Source organism: Microbulbifer mixtoriginis (SeqCode) (assembly GCF_052468275.1).
The window spans coordinates 4,189,766-4,203,073 of the sequence record NZ_CP174341.1 but is presented as its reverse complement, the minus strand read 5'-3'; the positions used below and the strand labels follow the sequence as shown (position 1 = coordinate 4,203,073).

The 13,308-nt window shown below is 50.6% G+C and carries 12 protein-coding genes; 4 read left to right on the top strand and 8 right to left on the bottom strand.

The features are described from left to right. Positions 1–122 precede the first annotated feature (122 nt). The 3 genes from ACJJIC_RS18420 to ACJJIC_RS18410 form a co-directional block, all read right to left on the bottom strand. Positions 123–1,052 carry a hypothetical protein gene (locus ACJJIC_RS18420; protein WP_445357600.1) on the bottom strand — a complete coding sequence of 310 codons (930 nt, stop codon included), beginning with the start codon at positions 1,050–1,052 and terminating at the stop codon, positions 123–125. A 105-nt stretch (positions 1,053–1,157) separates the two neighbouring features. Then, positions 1,158–1,913 carry a hypothetical protein gene (locus ACJJIC_RS18415; RefSeq protein ID WP_445357599.1) on the bottom strand — a complete coding sequence of 252 codons (756 nt, stop codon included), beginning with the start codon at positions 1,911–1,913 and terminating at the stop codon, positions 1,158–1,160. A 128-nt stretch (positions 1,914–2,041) separates the two neighbouring features. After that, the gene (locus ACJJIC_RS18410; protein ID WP_445357598.1) at positions 2,042–2,668 is read right to left on the bottom strand and encodes a hypothetical protein; all 627 of its coding nucleotides are present in this window, start codon (positions 2,666–2,668) and stop codon (positions 2,042–2,044) included. Positions 2,669–3,744: 1,076 nt separating this feature from the next. Here ACJJIC_RS18410 and csrA point away from each other — a divergent pair. Then, positions 3,745–3,933, top strand: a complete 189-nt coding sequence (csrA, locus tag ACJJIC_RS18405) for a carbon storage regulator CsrA (protein WP_445357597.1) — start codon at positions 3,745–3,747, stop codon at positions 3,931–3,933. A gap of 137 nt (positions 3,934–4,070) precedes the next feature. Here csrA and ACJJIC_RS18400 read toward each other — a convergent pair whose 3' ends face one another. The 4 genes from ACJJIC_RS18400 to ACJJIC_RS18385 all read right to left on the bottom strand — a co-directional run bounded on the left by ACJJIC_RS18400 (position 4,071) and on the right by ACJJIC_RS18385 (position 9,377). Continuing rightward, positions 4,071–4,487: a DUF6746 family protein gene (locus ACJJIC_RS18400; protein WP_444904125.1), complete on the bottom strand. Its 417-nt coding sequence runs from the start codon at positions 4,485–4,487 to the stop codon at positions 4,071–4,073. 405 nt (positions 4,488–4,892) lie between these two features. Further along, positions 4,893–6,164 carry an adenosylmethionine--8-amino-7-oxononanoate transaminase gene (bioA, locus tag ACJJIC_RS18395; protein WP_445357596.1) on the bottom strand — a complete coding sequence of 424 codons (1,272 nt, stop codon included), beginning with the start codon at positions 6,162–6,164 and terminating at the stop codon, positions 4,893–4,895. Between the two features lie 40 nt (positions 6,165–6,204). Further along, positions 6,205–8,655 (bottom strand): ABC transporter permease, encoded by a 2,451-nt coding sequence (locus ACJJIC_RS18390; protein WP_445357595.1) that lies wholly within the window; start codon positions 8,653–8,655, stop codon positions 6,205–6,207. Next, positions 8,655–9,377 carry an ABC transporter ATP-binding protein gene (locus tag ACJJIC_RS18385; protein ID WP_252085010.1) on the bottom strand — a complete coding sequence of 241 codons (723 nt, stop codon included), beginning with the start codon at positions 9,375–9,377 and terminating at the stop codon, positions 8,655–8,657. The genes ACJJIC_RS18390 and ACJJIC_RS18385 overlap by 1 nt, the downstream gene beginning before the upstream one ends. Positions 9,378–9,421: 44 nt before the next feature. Between ACJJIC_RS18385 and ACJJIC_RS18380 the strand changes: the two genes are divergently transcribed. Beyond that, positions 9,422–10,090: an arylesterase gene (locus tag ACJJIC_RS18380; RefSeq protein WP_445357594.1), complete on the top strand. Its 669-nt coding sequence runs from the start codon at positions 9,422–9,424 to the stop codon at positions 10,088–10,090. Positions 10,091–10,205: 115 nt separating this feature from the next. After that, on the top strand, positions 10,206–11,123 hold the full coding sequence (ttcA, locus tag ACJJIC_RS18375) for a tRNA 2-thiocytidine(32) synthetase TtcA (protein WP_252085012.1): 918 nt from the start codon (positions 10,206–10,208) through the stop codon (positions 11,121–11,123). Here ttcA and ACJJIC_RS18370 read toward each other — a convergent pair. Next, a complete protein-coding gene (locus ACJJIC_RS18370; RefSeq protein WP_252085013.1) occupies positions 11,008–11,613 on the bottom strand; it encodes a hypothetical protein in 606 nt (201 codons plus the stop codon). The two genes, ttcA and ACJJIC_RS18370, sit on opposite strands and share 116 nt — an antisense overlap. A gap of 205 nt (positions 11,614–11,818) precedes the next feature. Here ACJJIC_RS18370 and putP point away from each other — a divergent pair, with 205 nt between their 5' ends. Further along, positions 11,819–13,285 (top strand): sodium/proline symporter PutP, encoded by a 1,467-nt coding sequence (gene putP / locus ACJJIC_RS18365; RefSeq protein ID WP_445357593.1) that lies wholly within the window; start codon positions 11,819–11,821, stop codon positions 13,283–13,285. Positions 13,286–13,308 lie beyond the last annotated feature (23 nt).

The window sequence follows — 13,308 nt, the reverse complement described above, 5'->3', positions numbered from 1 at the left end:
TCTCCTTTATCATTAAATCAAAAGAGTAAGAACCGCCAGAAAGAGAGCTTGCGCTACTGCTGACACCATCCTCCGGTCTTTGGCTCTCCTAGTGCGTCTCCAAACTAAGGGACGCCCTATTATTAGGCGGTGGCAGATTCCTCAGTGTAAATTTCAGTAAGCTCTCCATCCGAAAGCTCAATTGGGATGATTCTGAGGAGACCGTTTACTAAAGATGGCTCAAAAAACTCCTTCAATCTATCTGAGTTTCGCTGAGCTCTTAATTGGTCACCGTTCTCTCCGTCCAGATCAACTAGCAACAGATTAAGGTGGGCATTTGCATTTTTCACCTTGTTATAAAGATAAATTTTATTGAGCATCAGATAAATTCGCTCCTTCATCATTAGAGAGGATGTTCGAGACATTTTTATTTCAATAAAAATTTCACTATCGCCGGTATTTATATAGCCGTCGTAAATAGGCTGGATATTGCTAACAGCATCAATCCCGCTAAATTGTGTTGCCAGCTTTGCCTCTTTAATTACATCAAAATCTGATAAGTTTCTTTTTTTTAAAAACTTTGAAAGAGCTAGCTCTTCAACCTTGTGAGTATTCACGCGTCTTCTTGTTGGTTTTTCTCTATCGTTATTTCCTTCGCTTTCTTCATTTCTTTTGTTTGAGATTTCGTCATCTGATGCTTTAACTACTCCCATGTTTTTTGGCCAATCACTGGATAAGCCGATTATATTTGTGCTTGATTGATTTTGGTTTATAGATGTAACGATATTAACCAATTCTTTCCTAAGTCCTGTATTTTCAACTGAAAGTTTATCAATTGAGCCTTCTTTTTCTTTTAGCTCTCGTGATATGGAAAATAGTTTTCCGACGTTGAAATTATCAAAGCTTTCGCTGAGGACGATAACTACAAGTAGAACTATTAATGTAATAACACCTGACGATATGGTTCCTTTTGGCTCTAAGGATAAAAAACTGTAAGCCACGACCCACAAGATGAACCCGGCCAAGACTATGAGTAATGCTCTTACAAAATTATTACTTTTCTTCTCATTCATTGTCGATACCATACAGTCTTATTATGATTATAATAGGGATGAAGCGTAGGTCGTTTCTGGAAGAGCCAAAGGCCCGTAACAACCAGTTTGTATTTGTTATATATTTTATAGGCCTTGTATAAACTCTAAAATATTTTGGCCTTTTTCAGTCATGCCTTGTACACCACCTATGCGTTTATCAGCAGAGACTACACCGTCTAATACATTTCTTGTTTTTTGCCATATGCTCGATAGTTTATTTACTTCCTTGCTTCCCTTGGCTTCCTTAAACACCTCCTCATTTGAAATAACTTCGCCATAGGCTGAATGTATCACTTCTTTTAAGGCCTTAATGCCAACTGCCTGATAAGCCGATATGGCTTCCTCTATTTTTGAAAGGTGTTTTTCGATGATATTTATTGTATACGACGGCAACTTAGAGTCGCTCAAAGCCTCACGAAGGTCAGCAGCCATCTTCCTTAGCTCATCAAGGCTCATCTGGTCAATTAACCCCTCTTCATTTGGCAAAATCTCTGAACAAAACCCCAGTACGGTTAAGACTTCTTGGGTTATTTGATTTTTTGGCTGTGCCCACTGCCCCGTAATAAACTGGACAGCAAAAGTGGCATTACACTGGTTTAGGCTTGGCTCATACAAGCTCTTTGTATATCCAGCTTTAAGCATCTCACTTCGTATTAGTTCGACTTCATCATGAAGATCAGCCAAACATCTAGATATAGCAAAGTTTTTCTTGTGTTGATCTGGTTCATTTAAACCAAACACTTCAGACCACACTTCGTTAGCTGGAGTCTTATCTGCTTTAGATTTGACTTTATCGAGAATGCTTTTTATTCGATAAGCTGAATTTATATTCTTCGCCATATCTGATCCATGTAAGTAACTGTTTGTGTATACCGTTGAGGTCAGCGCGGAAAATTTTGGGCGCTTTATACGCGACAACAGGAGCGTAGCGACTTCGCATAAAGTTGATCGTGGTCTGCAATGCTTTGTTAAGTATTTCCACGTTCTGGGTTAGGAGGAGAGCGCCAATCAAACTCTCTTGGATAGCCAATCCCATTAAAATCAACTGTATAAGTATGCTGAAGTCCTCCAACTGAGCACTTCCCTACTAAAGAGTGATTAGGGTGCTCTCTTGCTGGGGCCGGGACTATGTTAATAGTTCCCTTGCATTTAGGAAAAGTGCACTTTGCTTTTTTCAAAAAAATTGCAACATCATCGTTTGGTAATTTTTGATACCACTCTCCATCCTTAAAATGTGCTGTATTATTTTGGGGCAAGCGTCGCATCCAGCGCTTTTCACTAGTAATCCAAGTGACGAACCAAGCAATGGGAGCAAGCACCAAAATCAATACACCCTGATCAATTCCTATATAAGTCATAAGTCCGGCTACGTCAGCTAGAATAGCAATTACCGATAACGCAACGGTGGTATTGAAAATATTCTGAGATTTACTAAGGGATTCGTGGTTCTCGATCCTACAAGACTCTTCAGCTATCACATATTCAATATTATTAGATGCAACTGACTGATTTCCATCTTGATTCTGGCTGACCGAGATCGTCGAATTGTTAACAGGAGCAGATATAGTGAAGTTGTTATTCTTAGACTCTTCCATGAATTATCACCTTTGCTAAACAGTGTACTCAAAAGCAGACTCATTATACCATCGATCAATATATCCTAAGTGAAGCGCTCCTCTAGCCAGAACACAACAAATAAATCAGTATGTTAGCCAGCACTGGTGGATATGTTGCGGCTACTCTTGGTCTTGGGTATTGACAAACTAAGAAAACAATAAAAACACATTACAAACATAAAAAGTCAGTGTTGTAGGCGATTTTTCCCCAAAGCGGCCTATTGAATCAAAGCGCTTTATAGATGCTCTGAGTCTGCTCTCTCTTAAACTGGTACTCTTGCGCCGAATATCTCGTGACTTAAAAGACAGTATTCTACTACTAATGTGTGACCTCCTAAGTCGCACATTAGTATCTTCAAAGTTTAAAGTTACTCAGTCTTTAGAGAGATCTTTTGTGTTGATACAAGAAAAAAGTTTCTAGTAGTGGAATTGTTGATTCATCGTTTTTGAACTCTAATGTGATAACCGGAGAAGAATTTGATTTTAATCAGCTCTTTCTATGATTAACTGAGATTCTTCTAGGTGATAACAATAAAATATAGGCACAAAAATAATCTTATTAGATTTTATTAGGATTGTTTTAGTGTCAAAGCCAAGTAAAATCGATAGATATTTATTGGTGTTTTAGCGGCGATTAAGAAGCCATCTAAAAACAACAATCAAAGCAGCTCGGTTCAATAGTATCGAGAGAATCAAGAACCCAAGAATTTTCTAAAAACTATCCCCTCAAAGGAGAACGGTAGCGTGAAGTAAGAATAAGTAAAAGGCGCTGACCCAAGGTGCTGGAACACCTGGGGCCAGCTAACCAAATTGATACGCTAATTATCAAGATGGCTATATGCATAGTACGCTAGAAACCCGCTCGTCTTCAATAAAGTGGAGCACAATCAGCGGTTTGGAGAGATTCTCTAAGCCCTGGGGGCGCTGCGTCTGCCTTTTCTTTTTCTACGCCTACCGTTCTCGCGCACCTCCTCGTACTTACTCAAAACCTTTCTATCCAAGCTTCCTCAACGGGGAAGGTCTATCCATGGTTTGAGTATCAGTAGGAAATAAATATGTTGATCTTAAAGCGCCGCGCTGGCGAAAACTTACGGATTGGGGCGAATGTCTCAACCACAGTATTAGGCGTTAAGGGTAATCAGGTAAAGGTAGGCATACTTGCTCCAAAATCCTTGCCAGTACACCGCGAGGAGATTTATAGGCGGATCAAAAGGGGAGGAAATATGGACAATGGGAATCGTTGAGGATCTGATCAGGATTGTGGCGTTTAACCATAAGTGGGTGGTGTTGCTATGAAAGCGCTAACTGCTGATAGTTAGCGCTTTCAGTCGAGCCTTTCGCTGCGGATAGAGCTACAGGTTAAGCTCGGGAGTGATCTGTATTAGTGATGCTTATGCTTAAATTCAGCAGCAAATTTGTCTGCTAATTTAAAGTACTGATTCAGATCCTTGCGGGTTTTTTCTGGGCGGTTGTTTTCGGAGTTAATGTGGATGTTTTCCACAACAACGGCGATGTCTTTTGCCAGCTTTTGTCTTTCACCCTTCAGGTTCTCAGCGAAAAACTCAACACTTTTCTCAAGCGTGTAGGTGATGACATGTATCTGGTGAAGCTCAGCAGCATCAAGCTTTTGCTTGCTCTTAATTTCTGCGGTTTTCTCAACGAAAATCTTCTTGGCATCCTTCATCGAAGTAACATCCGCTACTTTAAGGTGCTGAATGGGCTTTTCTCCAGAAGCATCGCTAGCTTGCGCTGTGGTAGCAAAAGTAACCGCAAAAAGTAGTGCAATTAAAATTCTCATCTTTCCTCTCTGACGCCCAAACTTTAAGGGTTGGTAAGGCATTGATCGGGCGAGGTGAATGCCTAACATTTAACAGTGATCATTTTGCTCACTTTGATCGCTATCGTAAATGAGGATAACTATCATTAACATTCATGATACAGGAATTTTTAGGTGCTCAAAACATTTGTCGTAAAAATTGCGATCAAGCTGATCGAAATTTGTAAGGAATAAGAAAATTGAATCTGGAAAGGATGCGCAGGGGAGGGGGCAACGGAGGTTTTTAGCCAGGAAGAGGCGACTCCCGTATTATGGAATTTGATCTGTTAACCCTCTCTTCGTGTAACAAAGAGAAGGTTATTTACAGAAAGAGCCGGTTAACTCTGTATTATTGAGACCGGTTTCACAAATTAATTGGTACGGAGGCTAGGAAATCTCTCCCAGAACATTAACCATCGCCGAAGTTAATTGGCTGAGGTCTTCTTTCGAGATCACATAGGGCGGCATGGCGTAGACCAGCTTGCCGAAGGGGCGCAGCCAAACTCCGCGTTCGATTAGAGCTTCCTGCACTTTGGCCGTATTTACCGGCTCGCGCATTTCCACCACGCCAATCGCTCCAAGGGCTCGAACATCGGCGACACCCGGTGCGGATTTTAATGGGGCTAGCTGTTCGGTCAGCTGTTGCTCGATCGCCGCTACTCGCTCCTGCCAGGGGCTGCTGAGTAGTAGCTGGATGCTGGCATTAGCAACGGAGCAAGCCAGTGGATTCCCCATAAAAGTGGGGCCGTGCATAAAGACTCCGGCTTCCCCTCGGCAAATTCCTTCGGCTACTTTATCTGTGCAGAGGGTGGCGGCGAGGGTCATGGTGCCGCCGGTGAGGGCTTTGCCCAGTGTGAGGATATCCGGGGTGATATCGGCGTGTTCACAGGCAAATAACTTGCCGCTGCGGCCAAAGCCGGTAGCGATTTCATCGGCGATTAATAGCAGGTCGTGCTCGTCACAGAGTTCGCGTACACGGCGCAAATAATCGGCAGAATAAAAACGCATGCCGCCAGCGCCCTGGACGATCGGCTCTAAAATAATCGCGGCCAGTTGATCGCGGTTTGCTTCCACTTGCTGGCGCAGTTCGGCGATATCACTGTCACTACAGGTGTTGCCAAAGGGGACCTGCGGAGCGGGGGCGAACAGATGCTGGCTCAGTTGCCCTGCAAACAGGTGATGCATTCCGGTGACCGGGTCACAGGTGGCCATGGCTCCGAATGTATCGCCGTGGTAACCGTTGCGCAGGGCGAGCAGTTTGCTCTTTTGCGGTTTTCCCTGGGAGTGCCAGTATTGAATGGCCATTTTAATGGCCACTTCCACAGACACTGAACCGGAATCGGCGAGAAATACCCGGTTAAGGCCAGGTGGAGTGATTTCCACTAATTTCTTGCACAGCTCGATTGCGGGCTCGTGAGTTAAACCCCCGAACATCACATGGGACATTTTGTCCATCTGATCGCGCATGGCCTGGTTTAGCTCGGGCACATTGTAGCCGTGCAGGGCACTCCACCAGGAGGACATACCGTCGATCAGGCCGCGCCCGTCTTCCAGGTAAAGTCTTACCCCCTCGGCCCGCGCTACCGGGTACACCGGGGGCGGGTCGATCAGGGAGGAATAGGGATGCCAAATATGTTTGCGATCGAAATCCAGGTCCATAAAAACTACATCTTTATTCTTAAGAGCCGACAATCATCAGTTAGGCCAGTTCGCGCAGTACTCTGAGCGGGGGCTGGCTGATCGAGCTGTAACAAGCCAGGGTACCGGCGGTGCCAACCAGTACTGCACCGGTGAGTGGCCCGGTTAGCCAAAGGACTGGGTGCAATATCACCGGTAGTTCAAAGACCCAATAAGACAGCACCGCCAAGGTGGCTTCAGCACCGATAGCCGCGAGCAAACCGGCGGCAAAACCCAGTAGGCCAAATTCCAGTATCAGGCTTCTCAGCAACAAGCGCCTGCGGCCTCCCAGTGTGCGGATAATTGCCGCTTCCTGCAATCGCTCGGCGATACTGGCGCGCACCCCGGCAATTAATACCAGGACCCCGGCCACCAGCATCAGGGCCATGACCGATTCGATGGCAAAGGACACCTGGTTAATGGTGTCTCGGATACGCTGGATGATCTTATCCAGCTCTATCACGCTGACGCTGGGGAAGGCGCGAACCAGATCGTTGACCAGTAACTTGTCCTCCGGAGGGAGGTAAAAACTGGTGATATAGGTAGCCGGGAAATCATCGATAGTGCCCGGTGCAAATATCATATAGAAGTTGGGGCGCATGCTGTTCCAGTCCAGCGAGCGGAAGCTGGCTACCGGGGCTTCTACTTCCAGTCCGCCAATAGAGAAACGCAATTGATCTCCCAGTGACAGTTCCAGCTGGGCTGCCAGCTCCACTTCTACGGAAACACCTTCGCTGGCCTTGTCCCACCACTCGCCTTCCAAGATGCGGTTGTCCGGCGCCAGGGTATCGGTGTAACTCAGGTTTAATTCCCGGCGAACGCCACCGGGACGATCTTTTTTCTCTTTAATCGAGACGCCGTTAATCGCTACCAAGCGGCCGCGCACCATGGGGTAAAACTCGGTGCTGCTTACCTCGCCCTCTGCCAACATATTTTCCATGGTTGGAACATCGTGGGGGGCGATATTCAGGAGGAAGTGGTTGGGGGCTTTTTCTGGTAATTGCATCCGCCATTCGTCCACCAGGGCGGTGCGGGCAAAGACCATGGCCAGCATGGCCAATAATCCGGTGCCAAAAGCGGCAATCAATAGGGTGTTAAACGCGGCGCGGCGTTGCAGGCTGCCCAGGGCAATACGCCAGGCGCCGCCCAGGGAAGCCAGCTTACCACGCACCAGGAGTCGGTTAACCAGGGCGCTGCCCGCTACCAACAGAAGCATGCCGACAAACAGGGCGAGCGTCATAAGCAGGCTGCCGGACAGCCACCAAATTAGAAGCAGCATGGCGCTGGGGCCGAGAATCAGCCCGAGCCATTCGCGCCTGTCCGGGTTACTCCAGTCGTGCCGCAGGGTTTGCATCGGGTCTGTGCGCGCCAGACGGAACAGCGGCGGCAGGGCGAAGCCCAGGGCGCAGGCGAGGCCGGTGGCGAGTCCAATCAGCAGTGGACTCCAGCTGGTGGCTGGGGGTTGTACCGGGAAGAACCCTTCCATCAGGTTGACCGCCTGGCTCTGGATAAAGGTGCCCAGTGCCAGCCCGATAGCGGTGGCAATCAGGGTGAGGGCGGCCAGCTGCCCCAGGTAGATACCGAGAATTTTGTTGCGCCCAGCACCGAGGCTTTTCATTACAGCTACGTAGGCGCCGTGGCGCAGTCCGTAGCGCCTGGCTGCCAGGCCAACGGCGACACTCGCGAGCAGTACGGCCAGGCTGGCGGCGAGAAACAGGAAGGACTCGGCTCTATCCAGAGCAGAGGCAACCCGGGGCTGGCCTTCGCGCAGGTCCAAGATCCGCTGGTGTTCAGTCAGTTGAGGTTTGAGCCAGTCAAAGTAATCCTTCAGGGCTTGGTCATCACCGGCAAACAGGTAGCGGTAGCGCACTCGGCTACCGGGCTGGATTACACCTGCGGCGGGCAGGTCTGCGGTATTGGCTAGCAGTCGCGCACCCATATCAAACAGGCTGGTGCCCCGGTCGGGTTCCCGCTCCAGTATGGCTGTCACTTTTAATTGGGTGTCGCCGAGGGCGATAGGATCGCCGAGCTGGATTCCCATCAAAGGTAGAAGGCGGGACTCCACCCAGGCTTCTCCCGGGGGAGGTCCTTGTGGTGCCACTTCCCTTGGGCCTCCCTGGGATTTGCTGATTTCCAGTTGCCCCACCAGCGGATAGCCTTTGTCGACGGCTTTGACCGAGACAAACTGGAACTGGTCGTTGGCGGAGATCATGGATGAAAACTGGACTATCTGGCCCTGTTCTAACCCTTTTTTATTGGCCTCTTCCAGCCATGCGCTATCCACAGGCTTACTGCTGCGCAGCACCCGCTCTGCAGCCAGGAAGGTGAGGGATTGCTGCTCCATGGCTCGGGTAAGGCGGTCGGTGAAATGGGCGATCGCAGTGACACAGGTAACCGCCAAAATCAGGGCAGAGGCAATTAGCGCCAACTCGCCACCGCGCCAGTCCCTGAACAGCAGTCTGAGTGGCAGCATCAGGCAGATACCTCCGAGAAGTTGTCGTCACCGGCGAGGGGCTCGTAAGACTCCACGGCACCTGCAGACATACGCAAGTGAGTGGCGCAGCGTTCAGCCAGGCGCTGCTCGTGGGTCACCAACACCAGAGTGGTGCTGGATTCGGCATTGAGCTTAAAGAGTAAATCGATGATCTTGGCGCCGTTGCCGGCATCCAGGCTGCCGGTGGGTTCGTCGGCAAAAAGGATAGCGTCCTCGCCGCTGAAGCTGGCGAATGCCCGGGCAATGGCGACCCTTTGCTGCTCCCCGCCGGAGAGTTGGCGCGGGTAATGGCCCAGGCGATGTTCGAGCCCGACCTTGGCCAGGAATTCCTCCGCGCGTTTGGCGGCGCCGCGTTCACCGCGCAGCTCACTGGGCAGCATGACATTCTCGCGAGCGGTGAGACCGGGTAGTAGCTGGAAGGTTTGGAAGACAAACCCCACACAGCGGGCACGTACCGCCGCACGTTGTTCTTCATCCATGGCGGTAATTTCTTCGCCGGCCAGCCAGATTTTTCCCTCACTGGGCTTGTCCAATCCTGCTAATAGACCGAGCAAGGTGGACTTGCCAGAACCTGAGGCACCGGTCACAGCCAGACTCTCTCCGCGCGCCAGCTGCAGGGAGATATTGTTTAATAGGGTCAATGGCCCTTCGCTGGTGGAGACTCTGTGATACAGGTTTTCTGCCGTAAGAATGGCGGACATACTGTGTTCCCTATACGGATGCGCGAATTTTTGGAGAGTATGACATGACGACAGCCATTTTTCGGCAGATGGCGGCTCAATTCAGCTTGGTACTGTTGCTGTTTATCCCCATTGGAGCTGCCCAGGCAAGTAAGGCAGATACCTTGTTGGTCTTGGGTGACAGTATCAGTGCGGCCTACGGTATCAATGAAGAGCAGGGGTGGGTGCAATTACTGCAGGAGCGTTTGCAGGAAAAGGGCAGAAAAGTTCGGGTGATCAATGCCAGTATCAGCGGAGAGACGACTTCTGGTGGATTGACGCGTCTGCCGCGCCTGATGCAGGAGCACAATCCGCGTTGGCTGATTGTAGAGCTGGGCGGCAATGATGGTCTGCGGGGATACCCTCCCCAGTCTTTACAGCGCAACCTGATGGAGATGGTGAAGCTGGCGAAGAACTCTGGTGTAGAGGTTTTGCTGCTTGGCATGCGTATCCCGCCCAACTACGGCCGCGCCTATACCAATGCCTTTGCCGCCGTTTATCCCAAGGTGGCCAAATCCGAACAGGTCGGGTTGGTGCCCTTCTTCCTGGAAACCGTCGCTCTTGAAGACGGCGCCATGCAATCCGATGGTATCCACCCAACCGCCAAGGCACAGCCTGCCTTGCTGGAGCATGTTTGGCCCTGTGTTGAGTTCTTGTTAGCGGATAAGTCGGATGGGGAGTCGTGTACTCCGTGATCGAAATGCGTACAATCGCGCCCCCTAGCAATATGAAAGCCTCGCTCCACACAGATAGGCGATGGCTGTGACCCCCAGCCCCGGTCACCGGTACCGAAATAGTTAGAGAGACACCATGTCCGAAGTGGAAAATCGCCGCGAGCGACTCGAATTCAACAAACTGCAGAAACGCCTACGCCGCCATGTGGGTCGCGCTATTGCCGACTTCAACATGATTGAAGAGGGCGACAAAATCATGGTTTGCTTATCCGGTGGTAAGGATTCTTACGCCATGCTGGATATTCTGCTGAACCTGCAAAAAACCGCCCCGGTGAACTTTGAGTTGGTGGCGGTGAATATGGACCAGAAGCAGCCTGGTTTCCCTGAGCATATCCTGCCGGAGTATCTGCGCTCCCTCGGCGTGCCACACCATATCGTAGAGAAAGATACCTATTCGGTGGTGCAGGAAGTGGTGCCAGAGGGCAAGACTACCTGTAGCCTTTGTTCACGACTGCGTCGCGGTACCCTTTACGGCTTTGCCGAGGAAATTGGTGCTACCAAGGTAGCTCTTGGGCATCATAAGGACGACATTGTCGAGACATTGTTCCTAAATATGTTTTACGGCGGTCGCCTGAAGGCGATGCCGCCCAAGCTGCGTGCCGATGATGGGCGCAATATTGTGATTCGCCCGCTGGCTTATTGCCGAGAAGAGGATATTGCCCGTTACGCGGAGTTCAAGGAATTCCCCATTATTCCCTGTAACTTGTGTGGTAGTCAGGAAAACTTGCAGCGCCAGGCGATCAAGCAGATGTTGCGGGAGTGGGACAATAAATTCCCTGGGCGCAGTGAAAATATCTTTGCCGCATTAACACGTATATCCCCGTCGCAATTGGCGGACAGGGATCTCTACGATTTTGAAAGTCTGGAATTGGATCGCTCTAAGCCGTCGGCTGCCGAGCGCCCTGACCATTTAATTCAGCGCCAGGTGAATTCGTGGGAGCCGGACGATGCCCAGGAGGTTGAGCCCCAGTATATCTCGGCGCTGAATTTGTAGGATCGGCACCGCTCACCAGCTGGGCATAGCTGCATTCAAAATCCCGCGTAGTGGCACTGGGTCCGTGATGGAAGTGCTGGTGCCACAATCGCGCCATTTTGGCCACATCGTGGGTGTCTGATTCGGGTATTTTGTGCACTTCTGCCGAGCGGTAAACCAGCCAGGCGATAGCGGTGGCATAGCGCAGGTTGGTGGTCAGTTCGCTGTGGGGGTGGTCGAGAAAATCCCGTTGGCTGGCGAGCCCTCGAATTTTTGAGGCCAGTGCGGGGTGATCAATCAGGTAGTTATCCCAGATTTCCCGGTGTGTATGTGGCTGGATTTGATAGATCCCCAACCCGTGGCGCCGCCCCTGCTTGAGATGAAAGCCCAGCTGTGACTCCTGTGCAGCGGTGCCCAGCAAAAGGTTTTCCATGCCCTGGCTCCAGGCTCTCAAGTGCTTGAGGGTTGGACGGATAACCTGGAGGCGCAGTTCGTCCAGACAGATGCCCATAGTATTGTCTTTTTTCTGTGGTTGTTCTGAATATTTAGTTTGTGGATTGAGTTGGCGCCAGCCGTTAAGTAGATTTACGCGCAATAAACATAATTATTTTTGAAGTGGCTCCGGTTCTGTAGTGCATTTTGCTCAAAAAGCGAGCAAGTGTCGCAGTCATTGCCTTCTTTCGGTGCCATTCCGTTTTTGAGCAGAAGGAATTCCCATGTCCGCACAGTGGCTCGTCGCCCTAACTTTTATCGCCTACCTGGCTCTGATTCTGGTGATCGGTATTTACGCCTATTTGCGTACCAAAAATGCCAGTGACTATTTCCTCGGTGGCCGTTCGCTGCCTCCAGCTGTAGCAGCCTTGTCGGCTGGCGCTTCGGATATGAGCGGTTGGTTACTGCTGGGTTTGCCCGGAGCTGCTTATGCTGCCGGTCTCTCCGCAGGCTGGATCGCTATAGGCCTGTTCTCGGGAATTGTGTTGAGTTGGGTTAGCATGGGGCGTCGCCTGCGTATTTATACCTATGAGTTGGATGACTCCCTCACAGTTCCCGCTTACCTGGATCGTCGCTTCAAAATGGGGCACCCCTACCTGCGCACGGTATGCGCGGTCTTTATCCTGCTGTTTTTCCTCTTCTATGTGGCTTCTGGTCTGATTGCCGGCGGCAAGCTATTTGAAACGGTATTCAGTTGGGATTACCACTGGGCGGTAATTGTTGGTGCTATTGCTGTCATTTCCTACACGCTGTTTGGTGGGTTCCTGGCGGTATCCTGGACTGATGTGTTTCAGGGCTTATTAATGAGCGCTGCTCTGATTGCCGTACCACTGGTTGTGATTTCGGACCAGGGCGGTTTCTCCGCCAGCTGGGCCCAGTTGCAAGCGCAGCAACCGCAATTAACGCATTGGCTCACAGATGGCAGCGGCCAGGCATTGGGCTTAGTCGCGATTCTCAGCTCTTTGGCCTGGGGGCTGGGTTACTTTGGTCAGCCCCATATCCTGGCGCGCTTTATGGCAGTGCGCAGCCCCGATGATGTGCCGGCAGCGGCAACCGTTGCCGCGGTGTGGTCCCTGATCGGTTTTCTCGGCGCCATGGCGGTGGGCCTCTTTGCCCATCTGCAAATGGAACAAGGGCTGCCCGATGGCGAGACTGTCTTTATGGAGCTGGTTCAAGTGTTGTTCCACCCGATTGTTGCCGGTGTGCTGTTGGCAGCGATCCTCTCAGCCATCATGAGTACCGCAGATTCCCAGCTGTTAGTGTCATCTGCGGCATTGGCGGAAGATATCTATCATGTTTGGTTTGGTCGCAAGACCAGTCCGGAGGCCATGGTTAAAGTGGGGCGCTGGGCTGTTGTTGGGCTCTCCCTGATCGCGGTGTGGATCGCGATGGACCCGGATTCCAAGGTTTTGGATGTGGTGAGCTATGCCTGGGCAGGACTCGGTGCCGCGTTCGGCCCGGCACTGTTGATCAGCCTTTACTGGTCCCGTATGACGGGCAGTGGAGCCATTGCCGGGGTTCTTGTCGGTGGGCTTACCGTAGTGATTTGGGAGCAGCTGTCTGGGGGAATCTTCGATATCTATGAGTTGCTGCCAGGTTTCATTTTCTCAGCAGCTGCTATCGTCATAGTTAGCGCGCTGACGAAATGCCCGGAAACTGTGGCCTCCCAACACAAGAAACTGCTGGGATAAGCCCGGGGGCTGCGGGGCCCTGT